The sequence below is a fragment of the Vulgatibacter sp. genome, from assembly GCF_041687135.1.
GTDB lineage: Bacteria > Myxococcota > Myxococcia > Myxococcales > Vulgatibacteraceae > JAWLCN01.
Genome location: NZ_JAWLCN010000001.1, coordinates 761,484 through 777,973, shown reverse-complemented (window position 1 = coordinate 777,973; position 16,490 = coordinate 761,484). Strand labels below are relative to the sequence as shown.

At 73.4% G+C, this 16,490-nt stretch carries 16 protein-coding genes; 8 read left to right on the top strand and 8 right to left on the bottom strand.

What is annotated here, in order from left to right; genetic code table 11:
- The first annotated feature begins 13 nt into the window (after nt 1-13).
- Both ACESMR_RS03560 and ACESMR_RS03555 read left to right on the top strand, forming a co-directional pair.
- A complete protein-coding gene (locus ACESMR_RS03560) occupies nt 14-1,015 on the top strand; it encodes an NAD-dependent epimerase/dehydratase family protein (RefSeq protein ID WP_373045098.1) in 1,002 nt (333 codons plus the stop codon).
- An 11-nt stretch (nt 1,016-1,026) separates the two neighbouring features.
- Nucleotides 1,027-2,313 carry a lysophospholipid acyltransferase family protein gene (locus tag ACESMR_RS03555; protein ID WP_373045096.1) on the top strand — a complete coding sequence of 429 codons (1,287 nt, stop codon included), beginning with the start codon at nt 1,027-1,029 and terminating at the stop codon, nt 2,311-2,313.
- A gap of 11 nt (nt 2,314-2,324) precedes the next feature.
- On the opposite strand, the gene ACESMR_RS03550 is transcribed toward ACESMR_RS03555, so the two are convergent.
- Complete coding sequence (locus tag ACESMR_RS03550; protein ID WP_373045094.1) at nt 2,325-4,499, bottom strand: hypothetical protein; 2,175 nt, start codon at nt 4,497-4,499, stop codon at nt 2,325-2,327.
- Nucleotides 4,500-4,630: 131 nt separating this feature from the next.
- Entirely contained in the window at nt 4,631-5,386 is a 756-nt protein-coding gene (locus tag ACESMR_RS03545; RefSeq protein WP_373045093.1) for an SIR2 family NAD-dependent protein deacylase, read from the bottom strand.
- 89 nt (nt 5,387-5,475) lie between these two features.
- Here ACESMR_RS03545 and ACESMR_RS03540 point away from each other — a divergent pair, with 89 nt between their 5' ends.
- Complete coding sequence (locus ACESMR_RS03540) at nt 5,476-6,660, top strand: CAP domain-containing protein (RefSeq protein WP_373045091.1); 1,185 nt, start codon at nt 5,476-5,478, stop codon at nt 6,658-6,660.
- 90 nt (nt 6,661-6,750) lie between these two features.
- Here the strand turns inward: ACESMR_RS03540 and ACESMR_RS03535 are convergent, their stop codons facing one another.
- Nucleotides 6,751-6,996, bottom strand: coding sequence for a hypothetical protein (locus tag ACESMR_RS03535; protein WP_373045090.1), 246 nt, complete (start codon nt 6,994-6,996; stop codon nt 6,751-6,753).
- 241 nt (nt 6,997-7,237) lie between these two features.
- Between ACESMR_RS03535 and ACESMR_RS03530 the strand changes: the two genes are divergently transcribed.
- Nucleotides 7,238-9,469, top strand: coding sequence for a transglycosylase SLT domain-containing protein (locus tag ACESMR_RS03530; RefSeq protein ID WP_373045088.1), 2,232 nt, complete (start codon nt 7,238-7,240; stop codon nt 9,467-9,469).
- Nucleotides 9,470-9,476: 7 nt separating this feature from the next.
- Here the strand turns inward: ACESMR_RS03530 and ACESMR_RS03525 are convergent, their stop codons facing one another.
- The gene (locus tag ACESMR_RS03525; RefSeq protein WP_373045221.1) at nt 9,477-10,145 is read right to left on the bottom strand and encodes a DsbA family protein; all 669 of its coding nucleotides are present in this window, start codon (nt 10,143-10,145) and stop codon (nt 9,477-9,479) included.
- Between the two features lie 70 nt (nt 10,146-10,215).
- Nucleotides 10,216-10,689 (bottom strand): GNAT family N-acetyltransferase, encoded by a 474-nt coding sequence (locus ACESMR_RS03520; RefSeq protein WP_373045087.1) that lies wholly within the window; start codon nt 10,687-10,689, stop codon nt 10,216-10,218.
- Between the two features lie 165 nt (nt 10,690-10,854).
- Between ACESMR_RS03520 and ACESMR_RS03515 the strand changes: the two genes are divergently transcribed.
- On the top strand, nt 10,855-11,334 hold the full coding sequence (locus tag ACESMR_RS03515; RefSeq protein WP_373045085.1) for a MarR family winged helix-turn-helix transcriptional regulator: 480 nt from the start codon (nt 10,855-10,857) through the stop codon (nt 11,332-11,334).
- Nucleotides 11,335-11,412: 78 nt separating this feature from the next.
- On the opposite strand, the gene ACESMR_RS03510 is transcribed toward ACESMR_RS03515, so the two are convergent.
- Both ACESMR_RS03510 and ACESMR_RS03505 read right to left on the bottom strand, forming a co-directional pair.
- On the bottom strand, nt 11,413-11,658 hold the full coding sequence (locus ACESMR_RS03510; protein WP_373045084.1) for a hypothetical protein: 246 nt from the start codon (nt 11,656-11,658) through the stop codon (nt 11,413-11,415).
- 89 nt (nt 11,659-11,747) lie between these two features.
- Nucleotides 11,748-12,674, bottom strand: a complete 927-nt coding sequence (locus ACESMR_RS03505) for a peptidoglycan-binding domain-containing protein (protein WP_373045082.1) — start codon at nt 12,672-12,674, stop codon at nt 11,748-11,750.
- 64 nt (nt 12,675-12,738) lie between these two features.
- Here ACESMR_RS03505 and ACESMR_RS03500 point away from each other — a divergent pair, with 64 nt between their 5' ends.
- From ACESMR_RS03500 to ACESMR_RS03490, 3 genes are read left to right on the top strand one after another with little or no spacing between them, the layout of a single operon-like run.
- Nucleotides 12,739-13,338, top strand: coding sequence for a hypothetical protein (locus ACESMR_RS03500; RefSeq protein ID WP_373045081.1), 600 nt, complete (start codon nt 12,739-12,741; stop codon nt 13,336-13,338).
- 47 nt (nt 13,339-13,385) lie between these two features.
- Nucleotides 13,386-14,705, top strand: coding sequence for a hemolysin family protein (locus ACESMR_RS03495; protein ID WP_373045079.1), 1,320 nt, complete (start codon nt 13,386-13,388; stop codon nt 14,703-14,705).
- A gap of 54 nt (nt 14,706-14,759) precedes the next feature.
- Nucleotides 14,760-15,647 (top strand): squalene/phytoene synthase family protein, encoded by an 888-nt coding sequence (locus ACESMR_RS03490; RefSeq protein WP_373045078.1) that lies wholly within the window; start codon nt 14,760-14,762, stop codon nt 15,645-15,647.
- Here the strand turns inward: ACESMR_RS03490 and ACESMR_RS03485 are convergent.
- Nucleotides 15,644-16,483, bottom strand: coding sequence for a glycosyltransferase family 2 protein (locus ACESMR_RS03485; protein ID WP_373045076.1), 840 nt, complete (start codon nt 16,481-16,483; stop codon nt 15,644-15,646). The genes ACESMR_RS03490 and ACESMR_RS03485 overlap by 4 nt on opposite strands.
- Between the last annotated feature and the right edge of the window lie 7 nt (nt 16,484-16,490).

Here is a 16,490-nt window from a genome sequence, read left to right as displayed (position 1 = left end):
GTACAACCCGCCCATGGCGGGGAAGAAGCGGAAGGCGCGGCGCACCGAGAGGGCGCTGCCGCGGGTCGTGGCAATCGTCGGTTCGCAGAGCGTCCTCGGGGTCGGCCTCGCGGAGCGGCTCGCGAGCGATCCCTCGATCGAGCGCGTGGTGGCGATCGATCTCCGGCCGCCCCGGCAGGTGCCGCAGCGGATGATCTTCCGGCGGGTCGACCTCACCAGGCCTTCGGCGGATCAGGAGCTCGCCGACGTGCTCGAGGTCGAGGGCGTGGACACGGTGGTCCACCTCGCCTTCTTCGCCAGCCCGATCCACAACGCCACCTACGCCCACGAGCTGGAGGCGATCGGCACGCTCCACGTGCTCACCGCTGCTGCGGCGGCGCAGGTGGAGCGGGTGGTGGTGCAGTCGACCACCACCGTCTACGGCGCCCACCCCAAGAACCCGAACCTCCTCACCGAGGATCACGCGGTGCGGGGGTCGCCCCACTCGCGCTTCGTCAACGACAAGGTCGAGGCGGAGCGGCAGGCGATGCGCTGGGCCCGGGAGCACGAGGAGGTGGCGGTCTCGGTGCTGCGCTTCGCGCCGGTGGTGGGCCCCACGGCGAAGAACCTCTTCGAGCGCTACCTGACGAGGCCCGTGGCGCCGACGGTGGCGGGCTACGATCCCCTGATCCAGGCGCTCCACGAGAGCGACGCCCTCGACGCGCTGGAGCTTGCGGTGCGCAAGGGCCCCCGCGGCGTCTTCAACGTGGCGCCCCACGGCGTGATGCCGCTCTCCACCGCGCTCCGGCTCTGCGGGGCGCAGCCGCTGCCGCTCCCCGGTCCGCTGGCAGCAGCGGCGCTGCAGGGGCTGCGGGCGAGTGGCGTGACGCCGACGCCGGCGTCGATGCTCGATTACCTGCGCTACGTCTGGGTGGCGGACGGCACCCGCTACGAGCGCGAGCTCGGATTCACACCTCGTTACAGCACGCGGGAGGCGATCGTCGCCCTCGCCGAGCGCGCACGCCGGGTGGCGTGAAGGGACGCATCATGGCGAAGGCGAAGAAGCCCAGGGCGCTGGGCAACGATCCCTTCCGCAGGGGCGCTGCGGTCCGCGAGCCCGTTGGCGCGGAGGCGGCGCAGCCGGTCGCTGCTCCCGAAGCCGGCGAAGCAGCGGCACACGTGGAGGCCGAGCCCCCCGCCGAAGCCGCGGCCCACGCCGAGGCAGAGCTCCCCACCGAGGCGGTGGTCCCCGAGCCGGCGCAGCCCGCCTCGCGCCCCAGGCGCCGCAGGCCCTCGCCGCCAGCGGGCCGCAAGGTCGCCGTGGTCCCCGAGCCGCCCCCCGCCCGCCACGAAGAGGAGCCGATCGCCGGCGACGCGGGCCTCCTCCCCTCCGACCTCGCCGCGAGCCGCGGGCCCGCGGTGGTGGCGGTGCCGGCGGTGCCGCCCTCCCCGCCCCGCGAGCCGGCTGCGCCGCTCGAGCAGCAGCGCGAGCCCCACCGTCCGGCGGACGCCGCCAACGCGGCGCTGGTGGCGCTCCGCCAGCTCCTCGGCCTCCCCGGCACCGCGCCCTCCTTCGACGTGGACGAGCTCGGCTTCGATCCCAACTTCGAGGAGCAGGTCCGCCCCCTGCTCGACTGGGTCTACGACCGCTGGTTCCGGGTCGAGCTCCACGGCGGCGACAGGCTCCCGCAGAGCGGCCCGGTGATCCTCGTCGCCAACCGCGCCGGCGCCATCCCCTGGGATTCGGCGATGCTCGCCCTCGCCTGCAGGCGCCTCGGCCGCGAGGTGCGGCCGCTGGTGGAGGACGACGTCTTCCACTTCCCCGCGCTGGGTGTGGTGATCAACCGCCTCGGCGCGGTGCGCGCCTGCCCCGAGAACGCCGAGCGGATCCTCGGACAGGGCGGCGCCATCGCCGTCTTCCCGGAGGGCGCCACCGGTTTCGGCAAGCCCTTCCGCGAGCGCTACCGGCTGCAGCGCTTCGGCCGCGGCGGCTTCGCCAAGCTCGCCCTGCGCACCGGCGCCCGGATCGTGCCGGTCTCGATCGTGGGCTCGGAGGAGATCCACCCGCTGCTCGGCCGCGTGCCCGGCAGGAACCTGGGGCTCCCCTTCCTGCCGGTGACCCCGACCTTCCCCTGGCTCGGCCTCGCCGGCCTGGTGCCGCTGCCTGCCAAATGGCACATCGACATCGGCGATCCGATCGACCTCGCCGGCCACGGCGCCGACTCGGCGAAGGACGATCCGCTGGTGCTGCGCCTCTCGGAGCACGTGCGCACCACGATCCAGGCGATGCTCGACGAGCGCCTCGCCAGCCGCCGCTCGATCTTCGGCGGCTGACGCAAGGCACGTCACGGCAGATCGATCGTCGAGAAGGCGGAGAGTTCCTCCACCAGATCGGCGAGATCGCTTCCACCGAAGCCCACGAGCTCCTCGAGCCCGACCTCGAGGCGCAGCGCCTGCACCGAGGCGCGGGCGCTCCCGGCGCGATCGGCGACGCCTGCGGGCTGCGGCACCACCACCTCGGTGGCATCCGCCGGCATCCAGACGTGCCAGACCCTGCCGTCGCCTGCGGAGAGCTTGACCCGCACCACGTTCGCCCCGCCCGCCGGCGCGGCGCCGCGGGTGAAGGTGCGGCTCGCCGCCGACCAGCTCGCCGCCTCGAGCGGCGGGACGAAATCGCCGCCGCCGAAGTCGACCCGGCGGTCGAAGGGGAAGCTCGCCGACCGATCCAGAAGCCCCGCGATCGCGGCGCAGCCGCGCCGATCGTCGTCGCTGCAGCTGGCGCTCTCCGAGGACATCCCGGCGAAGTTGGCGGCGAGGGCGAGGACCACATAGTCGCTCCCCTCGAGGCCGCCGTGGAGCGGCGCGATCCGCAGCGGCAGCTCGCCCACCGACCGCCCCTCGAGATCGTCGATCACGCCGTCGGGTGCTCCGCCTGCGGCGGTGTCGGCGTCGACGCCGGCGGTGAGGCCGAGGGGCACCACGCCGCGATCGGGCGTGTGGGCGCCGCCGAAGACGATCGCCCCGTCGAGCCAGCCGTCCCCGAGGCGCGGCAGCTCGGGCAGCGCCACCGTGCTCCGCAACGCCATCCGCTGCGTCGCCTCGAGATCGAGCGGGGTGAAGCGCGACCAATCGGGCACACGCTTCTCCCCGTCGACGATAGTCGGGTGGAGATCGAAGGTGACGTCGCGGGCCACCGCGCTCTTGAAGCGCTGGAAATGCGGCAGCAGCTGCGCGAGCAGCGCCCCCACCTCGAGCTCCTCGCCGCCCTCGGTGATCTCGTCGATGGGCAGGTCGAGGAGCGGCACGCCACCGGCGACGCCCCACGCCGTGCGGGTGCCGCAGCTCCCCGCCTCGGTCCGCGCCCGATCGGCGCAGAGGCCGGCGACGCCGAGGGCCATGTACTCCTGCTTGAACCAGGTGTTGCCCAGTCCGAGGACCACACCCGAGGGGATCTTCACCTTGCGCTCGCTGCCGATGGTCACCGTGGTGAGCTGCGAGGGACCGACGAGGATCGAGAAGGAGAGATCGATCACGTTGCCCGGGATCGACGTGCCCGCCACACCGGCGAGCACGTGATCGGGGTGGAAGATCTCGTCGGGGCCGAAGGTGCCGCGGAAGCCGCCGGCGCGATCCGCCTGCACGAGACGCCGCACCGGCAGGTGGAGATCGAGCGCCTCCGTCCCTGCCACCGTGACGTAGGTGTACGCCTCGTGGAAGACGCTGATCGTCCGGGCGCCGGCGGGGAGCGCCGCCGCCTCGAAGCGCGCGGCGCCGCTCGCATCGGTGGTGCCAGAGAGCGGCGTGGCGCCGGTCTCGAGCTGCACCAGCGCACCGGGGAGCGGCAGGCCGGTGAGCTCGTCGGTGACCACCACCCGCAGGCCGCCGTCCGCGAGGGCCGCGTGGTTCCAGAGCAGCGCCTCGCAGCTGGCATCGCCGATCGACGCGGTGACGGTCGCCTCACCGGAGACGGCGCCGCCCACCACCCTGCCGGCCTCGTCCACCGCGACCCGATCGGTCGCGTCGGAGGTGAAGGTGAAGCCGGCGGAGAGCGGCAGCGGCCTGCCCGCAGCGTCGTAGGCCTTCACCTCGAGGTTGAGCGCGCCGCCCTCGTGCACCGCGGCGTAGCGCGGCGCAACCGAGCAGGAGGCGGCGGCGCCCGGGTCCGGCGGCTCGGCGCAGCTGCCCGCCTCGCAGACCCTGCCGCCGCTGCATTCGACATCGGCGGAGCAGACCCGATCGCGGCAGGCGCCCGCGTCGCAGACGCAGCCGAGCGGCCCACACGCCGATGCGTCGCAATCGCTGGCGCTGCCGCACGAGGGCAGACAGCAATTCTGGCTGCACGTCATGCCGGCGCCGCAGACGTCCGCGTTCCTGCAGGCGGTCACGCCGTCGAGGTCACAATACGGGGCGAGACCGTCGTCCCGCTTCTCCACCTTCTCCTCGCTGGTGCCGCAGGCGACGAGGCCGAGCAGCACCGCGACGATCCACCAAACCCGCCCCCCGAGAGCAGCGACCATCATCCGCACCTCCATGCAGCGGAAGGTGCGAACGGCGATCGCCCGGGGGCAGCGGTCCCCTGCATGTGGGACGTCGGCCGTGAACGTTCCGGGAGGGCGCGTGCGCGGTCTGCACAGGAGCACGCGGCGCCGCGTCAGCGCCCGAGCATCCGCCGCACCTGCCAGACGATCTCGGGGAGGACCTCCCCCGCCCTGCCGCGGATCGAGAGCGCCGCGTAGCGGGAGATCGGCGTCTCCTCCAGGTTGATCTCGATCACCGGCGATCCCTGCTGCGCCGCCAGCTGCGGCAGTCCCGCAGCGGGCCAGACCTGGGCGGAGGTTCCGACCACCAGCAGGCTGTGCGAGGCCTGCACGGCCTCGAGGCTGCGGCGCATCGCCTCCGGGGGGATCTCCTCGCCGAAGAGGACGACCGCCGGCCGGATCACGGCGCCGCAGGAATGGCGCGGCGCCGTGCCGAGGCGGGCCGCCTCGAGCTGCGTCGGCGTGAGGCCCGCCACCGCGGCGCCGCAGCCGATGCAGAGGAGCGCCGGCCCGCCGTGGTACTCGATCACGTCGCGGTTGCCCGCCGCCTGGTGGAGGCCGTCGATGTTCTGCGTCACCACCGACCGCACCACGCCGAGCCCCTCGAGGTCGGCGATGGCACGGTGGGCCTCGTTGGGCCGGATGGTGCGGAGGAGATCGAAGAGCGCCGCGAAGAAGGCCCAGGATTTGTCCGGGTCGAAGGCGAGCGCCTCCGCGGTGGCGTATTCGTCCGGCTCGAACTCCTCCCAGATCCCGCCGGGCGAGCGGAAATCGGGGACGCCGGAGTCGACGCTCACCCCGGCGCCGGTGAGGACCGTGGCGGGCTTGTGGGCCACCAGCAATTCGGCTGCTTCTCGTGCGATCGCCACGTCGTCCCTCCGCAGGCAGGTTCGCGCCAAAGGCGCCCCCGCACAACGGGTTTGACCGCCCCCTGCGGCGCCCCCTACCGTCGTGGGTGATGCGCCTGCTTCTCCTGCCCCTGCTCCTCCTCCTCGCCGCCGCCACCCCGCCCCCTGCGGCGCAGCGGGTCCCGTCCTACGGCGCCCTCGATCGCACCGCCCGCCTCGACGCCACCGAGAAGCGCCTCGCCGCCATCGTGCGCGAGAGCTGGCCCGCAGCGGAGATTGGCGTCGACCGCGCCCTCTCCCTCGCTGCACGGGAGCTCGCCGCCGCGGTTGCAGCGGGCGCCTCCCTCGAATCGGCTGCACGGAGCGAGCGGCTCCGCCTCGCCGTGGCCCGGGCCGGCGCGGTGGCGCCGGAGGTGCAGCCGCATCTGGTGCGCGCCAGCTCGATGGAGCTCGCGCTGCAGCGCCTCCGCGAGCGCCTCGGACAGGAGGGCACGCAGCCGCCGCCGGAGCAGGTCGGGGTCGGCGCCGCTGCGCGGGACGGCCGCTACGCGGTGGTGGTGCTCCGGGCCCCGGATCGCGCCGCGGTCCAACCCTTCCCGGCGCAGGTGGCGGTGGGTTCGAGCCACCGCCTCGCCGGCACGCTCCGCCCGCCGCTCGGGTCTCCGTCGCTCTACCTCACCAGCCCCGGCGGCGCCCCGGCGAAGCTGCGGCGCGCAGGGGAAGGCGGGCGCTTCGCCTCGGTGGTCCACTTCCCGAGGGCGGGCCACTACATCCTCGAGGTGATCGGCGACGGCCCTGCGGGCCCGCAGGTCGCGGTACTCCTCGACGTCTGGGCCGGTGGGCCGATCCCCGATGGCGCCGGGGAGGAGGCGCCGCAGGCCGAGCCGATGTCGGTGGACGGCAAGGAGCTGCTCGCTGCGGAGCTCGCCAACGAGCTGCGCCGGAGCCGCGGCCTGCGGCCCCTGCGGATCGATCCGATGCTCCAGCGGACGGCGCGCGCCTACGCGGAGGAGCTGCTGCGCACCGGCCGCTTCGCCCACCGCTCGCCAATCTCCGGGGATCTGCAGGATCGCCTGCGGGCTGCGGGCTACCCCTACCTGCGCGCCGGCGAGAACCTCGCCCAGGCGCCCACGGTGCGCGAGGCCCACGCGTCGACGGTCCGCAGCCCCGGCCACCTCGCCAACCTGGTGGAGCCGGGATGGACCGAGGCGGGCTTCGGTCTCGCCCGGGGCAAGACCGCCGGCGGCCAGCCCACGGTGGTGCTGGTGCAGCTCTTCGCCGCGCCCAGGCGCTGAGCACGAAGCCCGACGCACGATGCGCAGGAACACGAACGCCGGGTGCTTGGGAGCGACCCGGCGTGCGAGAGGAGGCGCTGGAAATTTTTTCTACGCGAAGCGGCGCTGCGTGGCGTACGCTTCCACTCCGCCTTCGTAATCGCCTGCCTGGTGGAAGAGGGGGCAACGGGTGCAGGTGAAGCTGTTCCAACCCCGCTTGACTGCTTCGTCGAGGCAATCGTCGTAGTGGGCGCAGAAGAGGTTCCGGTGGTTCTCGACCCCGGCGCCCTTGGTGCTGGCCTCCGGGTTGATCGGGCCGGAGAGCTCGGTGGGGAACGGCTTCAGAGTGTTGTTCATAAAAGTTCGTACCTCGTCGGCGAAGCTACGGTGAGCTTCACCCCGGCGGTGTTGGGGCCATGGCGATGTTTGCCCTGGCTTCTCGGCAGCCCCGACGGGCCCGGTACAGAGGGCGGCCGACAAAACGCGGCGGAATCTAAGAGAGGGGCCCACAAGTGTCAACTTGCCCCCCTGCTGGGCGAGCAGGCCCTTGTAGGGGCGTGCTTGAGCCCCAGATTCCGCGCGCTTAGGATGGCCCGTCGTGCACATCCCCTCCGCATTTACCCGCAGTCTCTGCAGCGCCCTCGCCGCAGGGGCCCTCGTCGCCTCTCCAGCCAGGGCAATTCCGACCAGCGAGGACAACACCGCTGCGGCGCCGAATCATCCCGGCGCCCGCTATCTAGCAGCGGCCCTCGCACGGTCGGAAGCTGCCGCCCGCCTCGCGGCGGGTGATGCAGCGAGCGCCGTCGCCAGCTGCGCCCCTGCCCTCGCGGTGGCGGGCCCGGCGCAGCACGGCTGCAGGTTGATCACCGCCGCCGCCCATCTCGAGCGGCACGAGTGGGAGGAGGCCGCCGCGGTCCTCGCGCCGGCCCGCGGCTCCCTCGGGGCGCTGGAGCCCTGGGGCGCCCTCTTCCTCGGCGAGGCCCTCGCCGGCACGGGGGCCTCCGATCGGGCCCTTGCCCTCCTCGACGAAGCGGCTGCGGCGGATCCCGATGGCCCCCTGGGCAGGCGCGCCGAGGTGCCGGCCGCCCTCGCCCTCGCCCACGCCGGCAAGCTCGAGCCGGCGCGGCAGCGCCTCGAGGCCCTGCTCGCCGCCCGCCGCGGCCCCACCGCCGAGCTGCGCCTCGCCCTCGCCAGGGCCCTCGAAGCTGCTGGCGAGAAGGCGGAGGCGGTGGCCCTCTTCCAGCGGATCTGGCGCGAACATCCCGACCTCCCCGAGGCGACCCGGGCCGAGGAGCGCCTCGCCGCCCTCCGCGCCGGGGGGACCCCGATCCCCACCCCCTCCGGCGACGATCGGGTGGTGCGGATCGAGCGTCTTCTCGAGCGAGGCCACGCCACCGCCGCCCTCGCGGAGCTCGAGGCGCTGCGGATCGAGGGGCGCGAGCTGGAGCTCACCCTGCTCCGGGCGAAGGCCCTGGGCGCCGCCGACCGCAAGCCCGAGGCGGAAGCGATCCTCGGCCCCTGCCTCGCGGCGACGGCGCCGCGGCAGGTGCGCCTCGAGGCCCTCGAGCTCGCGGCCCGGCTCACGATGCGGCGGATGGCGGTGGACGAATCCCTGGGACATCTCCGCCGGCTCGAGCAGGAGGCCGGTGGCGCCACCGCCCGCTCCGCCGCCTTCCTCGCCGCCTTCTTCCTCTACGACGCGGGCCGCTTCGCCGAGGCGGAGGCGGCCTTCCGCGCCTACGGAAAGAAGCACGGGCGGCAGGCCCGTGGCGACGAGGCTGCCTGGTACACCGCCTGGAGCCTCTACAAGCAGGGCAAGAACTTGGCAGCGGCCAGGGAGCTCGCTGCGCTGGAGCGCCGGTGGCGCAGAAGCTCGCTGGTCGATCAGGCGATCTACTGGCAGGGCCGCGCCCTGGAGCGCGCCGGCAGGAAGGCCGAAGCGGCGGCCCGCTACCGCGCCTCGATCGCCCGGGATCCCGGCGGCTGGTACGCCCTCCTCGCCAGGGAGCGCCTCGGCGAGAAGGCGCCGCCGCTCGCGCTGGAGGCGAGGCCCCTCGCCGTGCCGGCAGCGCTGCCGAAGCAGCCGCAGGAGACCGGCGCCCGCCTCGACCGGGCGGCTGCGCTCTACGCAGCGGGCCTCCTCGACGAGGGCGGCGCGGAGCTGGAGGCGGCGATCGAGGGCAGGCGCGATGCATCGCTCCTCGCGGCGGCGGCGCAGCTCGCCCACGAGGCGGGTGATCACCACCGGGCCTTCCGCCTCGGCCTCTTCCGCCTCGGCGGTCTCCGGGGCGCGGCGGACATCGCCTTCCCCGAGGCCTTTCCCGCGGAGGTCCGCAGCGCAGCGGCGCGCTTCGAGGTCGACCCCCACTTCGTCTGGTCGATCATGCGGCAGGAGAGCGGCTTCCGTCCCCGGGTGCGCTCACCCGCCGCAGCGGTGGGGCTGATGCAGCTCCTGCCGGTGACCGCGGAGCGGATCGCGGGCCTCCTCCAGCGTCCCGCCGCGGAGGCGAAGCGCCTCGAGGATCCGGCGGTCAACGTCACCTTCGGCACCTGGTACCTGGCGGCGCTGCTCGAGCGCTTCGGCGGCTCGGTGGCGCTGGCCGCTGCCGCCTACAACGCGGGCCCGCCGGCGGTGGCGCGCTGGATGGCCGAGCCCGCCCGCAAGGATCTGCCGCTCGACGAATTCGTCGAGTCGATCCCCTACCGCGAGACCCGCCACTACGTGAAGCGGGTGATCGGCAACATGCAGATCTACCGGCTGGTCCACGGCGGCGACGCGGTGCAGCTCCGCGCCACCCTCCCGCCCCTGCAGCCGGGCGTCGACTTCTGAAACGCGATCAGTGCGTCTGGGCCTCGCGCGGCTTGCTCTGCCAGAGCAGCCGCTGCGCGATCGCCTCGCGGTATTCGTCCAGCGCCGATAGCCCCTCGAGACGAACCCTGCCGTCGAGCACCGCAGCGGGGGTCGCCCGGATCCCGAGCACCCGGGCGTGCTGGCGATCCCGGGCCACGTCGCGGCCGTGCACGCCGGCCTCGAGCGCCTTGATCAGATCGAGCCAGGGCAGCCCGTGCTCCCGGGCGGCGTCGGCGAGGACCATCGGATCGCCCACGTCCTCCCCGTGCTCGAGGTAGCGCGAAGCCACCTCCACGTAGAGGCGCCATGCGCCCACGTCGCCCACCTCGATCTGCGCCCACTTCACCGCAGCGAGGGGAACGAGCGAGGAGACCACCCGCAGCCGACCCTCGCGGAAGGCCTCGACGCCCACGTCGAGGTTCTCGCCGCCGGTGAGGCCTGCAGCCTCCTCGAGGCGCCGCGCCAGCACCAGCCGGGCCCCCTCGCGGGAACCTGCCGCCTTCTCCAGCCTGCTGGGGTCGGGAACGAGGGGGAGCGCCCGCAGGCGCAGGCGCGCGGCGCCCTCGTATTCGGCCACCGCCTCCCGGACCCGCCGGGCGGCGATCAGGCTGAAGGGACACAACGCATCGACGAAGAGCTCGACCACCACCTGCACGCCCAAACCCCACCTCCTGTTCGGACGAAGGTGGGTCGGGCAGGCGGCGGGAGCAAGCTCGCCCGTCCGGCTACGGGGCGAGGCGCTTGCGCATCTCCACGTGCGGGATCCCGGCCTCTTCGAAGATCGGGCTGGCGTCGGCGTAGCCCACGTGCACGTAGAAGTCGTGGGCGTAGACCTGTGCGTGGAGGACGATGCCGTCGAGGCCGCGCTTGCTGGCCTCCGCCTCCAGGGCGGCGAGGATCTTCGAGCCCACCTTGCCGCGGCGGTTGGAGACGAGGACCGCCATGCGGCCGATCTGGCCCCAACGCCCCTTCTCGCCGGGCGGCGGCTCGCGCAGCTCGACGAGGCGGCCCGTGCCGATGGCATGACCACCCACCTGGGCGAGCACGTGGTAGGCGGTGGGGTCCTCGTCGTCCCGCTCGATCTCCCGGGGAACCTGCTGCTCCTCGATGAAGACCACCTCGCGGATCGCAAGGGCGGCGGCGAAATCACCGGGTCCGTCGACCGGGATGATCTCCACCTCGGTTTCGCGCTCGGGCACCAACTCGACCTCCTGCACTCTTGGCCAACCGCCTCTATACCAAAGCGAAGCGTTGCGTCCATCCGGACGCGTCGCGCATCCCATCCACGCGGGCCGTCATCTGATGTACATTATGACGGGTTCATTCGCTGCTCCAACCATCACTTGCAGCGTTCGAGGTCTCGCGTGTCCAGCCCTTCGTCTCTCGAAGACATCCACGGGGTGGTTCAGGCCCTGCGGCGCATCACCAAGGCCATCCACGAGTTTTCCAAGGCCGTCGACCGCGAGTTCGGCATCACCGGCCCGCAGCTCTGGGCGATGCGCACCATCAACGAATTGGGCGGCTGCTCCGCAGGCGACCTCGCAGCGCGGCTCTGCGTCCATCCGAGCACCGTCACCGGCGTGATCCAGCGCCTCGAGGAGAAGCGCCTCATCGACCGCCAGAAGCGGGCCGAGGACCGCCGCGCGGTGGTGCTGACCCTCACCCCGAACGGCAAGAAGCTCCTCGAGCGGGCGCCGCATCCGGCGCAGGGCCAGCTCGTCGCCGCCCTGCAGGGGATGGCGCCGGACGACGTCCACAAGCTCCGGGAGATGCTCGTCCAGATCGTGGACTCGATGGAGCTCGGGAACGTGAGCGCCCGCTTCTTCTTCAGCGAGGAAGAATAGAGCGGCCCCTCCGACGCAGAAGCGCCGGTCCCGGTGCGGGAGCCGGCGCTTCTTCGATTCCATCGCGGGAGACCGGACTCAGCCCCGGTCCGGCCCGTGGATCCCCGGGCCGCGGTAGGGCAGGAGTCCGGTCCCGTCCTGCGCCGGGTTCTCGTAGGGCGGGTCCTCCTTCCAGGGATTCCGGTCGGGCACGAAGCCGCCGCCCCGCTCCCCCGGCTCGTAGTCCCAGCCGGTGCCGGAGGCGATGTGGCGCTCCACCTCGCCGTCCTTGCCCGCGGGCCAGGCCACCTCGTCCTGCAGGATCCCGTAGGTCATCTCGCTCATCGGGCACACCTCCTCTGGCGAGAACGCTGGGGTCGCGGCCCGTCCCCCGACAAGGGAGAGCCGGGCCGGCCGGGGCCTGCCTGCCCTGATCAAGGCAGCTCGAACATCGGGCTCGGATCGATGCCCAGGACTTCGAGGAGCTGGAGGGTGGGGACGCCGGTGGGCTCGAGGCCGTTGGAGCGCTGCACCCAGCGGATCGCCGCCTCGTCGTCGGGGCCGAGCTTGCGGTCGGGCCCCCGGAGGAGCAGCGAGCGCTGCTGCAGCTCGTTCTCCAGCCTCGCCAGGATCTCCGGCGGCAGCAGCGCCCAGCCACCGTCCCTGCGGGCCTCCAGGAGCAGGGCGAAGGCCTCCCGCCTCGCTGCTCCGAGGGAGCCCTGCGCGCGATCCGCCGCCTCCTCCGCGCCGCGGAGATCGGTGCCCGTGGCCTCCGCGGCCCCCGCGTCCTCCTGCGCCGCCCGGACCTCGTCGCCTTCCCCTGCCCCGTTCGCCAGCGCCTCGCCCGGGAGGCGCCGGAGCGCCTCGGCCACCGCTCCATCGGCCTTCGCCGTCCCGCTGGCGAGGAGCGCCGCAGCAGCGGCCCGGGCCTCCGCCAGCGCCCCGGGGGGTGGCTGCGGCAGCTCCGGCAGCTCCGCCTGCTCGAGGATCTCGGCGGCGCTGGGGCCGGTGGGCGCCGCGTCCTCGGGGCGTCCGTCGCCGGCCTCGGGCCAGTCGGCGAGAGCCCCCAGCCCGAGGGCGGTGGCGGTGGCCTCGTCGAGGAGGCCGGTCACCTCCAGCGACCGGGTCCGCTGGTATTGGGCCAGGGCCACCCGCACCGCGGGGGTCAGGTCCCCGGTGATCGGCCCCTGGTAGAGCTCCATCCCGGCGAGCCTTCGCTGCGCCTCCGCCACCGCTGCTGCAGGGGGCGGCGGGCCCACCTCCCGGATTGCCGTCAGCCCCTGCGGCACGGCAGGCTCCCTGCCGGCGCAGCCGGCGAGGAGAAGGAGGAGGAGCAGAGGAAGGGAGCGGCGCTGCTTCACCCGCCAACGGTAGGCACGACGGGCAGGGGTGGCGCCCCGTTGCCCGATGCGCAGCCTAGGGGGTATGAGCGCCCTCGCTTCCCTGGTCCTCGTTGCTGCCCTGCTGGGCGATGCCGCCCCGCGGGAAGCGGTCGGCGGCGCCCCGGCGCCGGCGGGGCTCGATCTCGGGCGGACCTCGTTCGCTGCGGCGGTGGCGATGCCCACCCACCTCGCCGCCACCGCGGCAGTCCTCGCCTTCGCCTGCTCGGGTGAGGTGATCGGCGCGAGCTGCGGCGAGACGATCGAGGGCGATGCCGGCGCGCGGACGGCGACCTGGCTGCTCCTCGCCACCCTGCCCCCGCTCGCCTCGGGGGCGGTCTTCTGGGCGCTGGGGGACGACGAGAAGGCCCCTGCCTCCCTGCCATGGACCCTGGCAGGGGGCGCAGCGGGGCAGCTCCTCGGCTTCGGCCTCGCCGTGGCCACCGACAGCCCTGCGGTGGCGGTCCTCTCGGTGACGGCCTTTCCGGTGGCGGGGGAGCTGGTCGGCCTCCTCGCCACCCGCGCGTCACCGCGGGCGCCTGCCCACCTTCCCCCGCCGCCGGTGGCCCTGGCCCTGCCGCCGCAGCTGCCGGGCGCGGCGCCCAGGGAGGCCTGGCTCCTGCCCCTCGCCACCGGGCCGCTTTAGAATCGTTCGCTGGCGAGCGCGCCCGCCTTGATGCAAGGTGAGGCCCGATGGATGCATCCTGGCTCGGCCTCGCTGCGGCGATCGTGCTCGTCATCGCCAACGGCTTCTTCGTCGCGACCGAATTCGCCATCGTCAAGGTCCGCGCCACCCGTCTCGACGAGATGGTGAAGGCCGGGGAGCGCCGTGCCGCCGCCGCACGCAACGTCGTCGAGCACCTCGACGAATACCTCTCCGCCACCCAGCTCGGCATCACCCTCGCCTCCCTCGGACTCGGTTGGCTCGGCGAGCCCGCGTTCGCCCACCTGATCGAGCCGGTGGTCCTCTCCCTCGGCCTGCCCGCAGCGAGCGCCCACCCGATCGCCATCGCGGTGGCCTTCACCATCATCACCTTCCTCCACATCGTCTTCGGCGAGCTCGCGCCGAAGAGCCTCGCCATCCAGCGCCCCGAGGGCGTCTCGCTGGCGGTGGCCGCGCCGATGAAGCTCTTCCGGGTGCTCTTCTACCCCTTCATCTGGGCGCTCAACGGCATCGCGGCGAAGGCCCTGCGGCTCGTGGGGCTCCACCCGGCGAGCGAAACCGAGCTCGGCCACAGCGAGGAGGAGCTGCGCCTCATCGTCTCGGCGATGCGCGCCACCGGCGGCATTCCCCGCGAGCGCCTCGACATGCTCGAGCGCACCATCCGCCTGCCGCAGCGCTCCGCCCGGGACCTGATGGTGGCCCGCGGCGACGTGATCTTCTTTCGCACCGACATGACCGGCGAGGAGCGGCGGGAGCTGGCGATGCAGACCGGCCACACCCGCTATCCGGTGGTGGAGGAGGATCTCGACACGGTGCTCGGCATCCTCAACCTCAAGGATCTCTTCCTCCGGGGCGGCGAGGTGCCTCGCACGGGGCCGCAGCTCCGCGAGGTCCTGAGGGAGCCGCTCTACGTGCCGGAGACGATGCGCGCCGACGTGCTCCTCCGCGAGTTCCGCCGCAAGCGCCAGCACATGGCGATCGTCGTCGACGAGTACGGCGGCACCGCTGGCCTGGTCACGGTGGAGGACGTGGTCGCAGCGGTCCTCGGCGAGCTCCAGGACGAGTTCGCCACCTGGGGGCCGTCGATCGTGGCGCTGCCCACCGGCGTCTTCGCCGTGGATCCGACCACGCCCCTCGAGGACTTCAACCGGCACTTCGGCCTCGAGATCGACGAGGACGAGGTCTCCACCGTGGGCGGCCTGATCATGGTGCGCCTCGACCGCGTTCCCGTCGCCGGCGACAAGTTGGCGGTGAGCGGCGTCGAGCTCACCGTGGAGGAGATGAAGGGGCCCCGGATCGTGCGGATCTCGGCGCGGCGGCAGCAGCCGGTGCGACCGCAGCGCCCCTGAGGCGCAGAAAATGCGCTTCCGCCTACCCGGCGACCGCAGGTAGCGTGCGCCGCGATGGCGGATCTCGAGAAGCTGCTCCTGCGCACCAGCCGCACCTTCGCCCTCTCGATCCCGCGCCTGCCCCGGCCGCTGCGCGATCAGGTGGCGGTGGCCTACCTCCTCTTCCGCGTCGCCGACACCCTCGAGGACGCCTTCCGCTGGGACCGGGCCCTTCGGGTCGAGGCCCTGGACGGCTTCGCGGCGGTGCTGCGGGGCGAGGCAGATCCCGCGGCGCTGGTCGCCACCTGGCGAGGTGCCCCGCCCTGCGATCACGAGGGCTACCTCGAGCTCCTCGAAGCCCTGCCCGCGCTCCTCGCCGCCTTCGCCGCGATCGAGCCCGCCGCCCGCGGCGTGATCGCCCACCACGCGCTCCGCACCACCGAGGGCATGCGCGCCTTCGTGGCCCGGGCGAGCGAGGAAGGGCGGCTGCAGCTGCGCGATCTCGGCGATCTGGTGGCCTATTGTTATGTGGTGGCGGGGATCGTCGGCGAGCTCCTCACCGATCTCCTCCTCCTCGCCGAGGACCTCGAGGTGGCGGAGGAGGCGCTCCGCGCCAGGGCGGTGGCCTTCGGGGAGGCGCTCCAGCTCGTCAACATCCTCAAGGACGCGGCGGACGACGCGAGCGAGGGGCGCAGCTTCCTCCCACCGGATCTCGACCTGGCGGTGGTCTTCGCCAGGGCCCGGGCCGATCTCGGCGCTGCCCGCGGCTACGTGCGGGCGCTCCAGGCCGCCGGCGCCTCCGCAGGCGTGATCGCCTTCTGCGCCCTGCCGGTGCTCCTCGCGGCGAAGACCCTCGACGAGGTGGAGGCGCGGGGCGCCGGGGCGAAGGTGGACCGGGCCACGGTGGAGGCGGTGGTCGCCGGCCTGGACGAGGCGATCGCCGCAGGCAGGCCCGCTGCCTAGGCGGCCTTCTCGCCCTTGCCGGAGACGAAGGTGGTGCCCGCCGGATAGGAGCCGGGGCCGCCGTCCTGCATCTGCTCGAGGGGCCTGTCCTGTCGCTCGACGAGGAAGGCCTGCTTCGCGAAGGCCTCGAAGCCGCACGCCGCGGCGAAGATCAGCCCGTCGGCGCCGAAGCGCCACGCGCCCTCGCGCACGTAATATTTGAAGAAGCGCCCGAGCGAGGAGCCGAGCAGCGAGAGCAACCCGCCCTCGCGCCCCTTCGAACGATCGAGCGCCGCCACGATCAGGCTGCGGTTGATGTTCTTGCGCAGCATCGTTGCCACGTCGGGGAGCGGCTCGTGGTCGAGGTGGGCGCCCTCGAGGATCGCCACCCGCAGCCCCTGCGTGTCGAGGGGCGAGTGGGGGTCGTCGGTCACCACCCAGCGGCATTTCTCCGCCCGCACCAGGCGCGGATGCTTCGTCCAGAAGTGGCCGTCGAGGGTCCGCGGGTAGGGATTGATTCGGCGGATCTCGTAGACGTCGGCGGCGTCGGCGCGGGCGATGGTCTCGCGGATCCGGCGCGCGAGCGCCGGGGTCACCGTCTCGTCCGCGTCCATGGTGAGGATCCAGTCGCCGGTGGCGCGATCCTTTCCGTACTGGCGCTGGGCGGCGAAGGTGGTGTGCCGGTGCTGGAAGGGCCGGACGTCGGCGCGCTGCTGGAGCAGCTCCCAGGTGCCGTCGGTGGAGCAGTCGTCCACCACCACGATCTCGTCGCAGAAGGCGAGCGCGTCGAGGCAGCGGCCGATCACCCGCTTCTCGTTGAAGCACATCACCACTGCAGAAAGCCGGGGCCCCGCCATCGTCCAC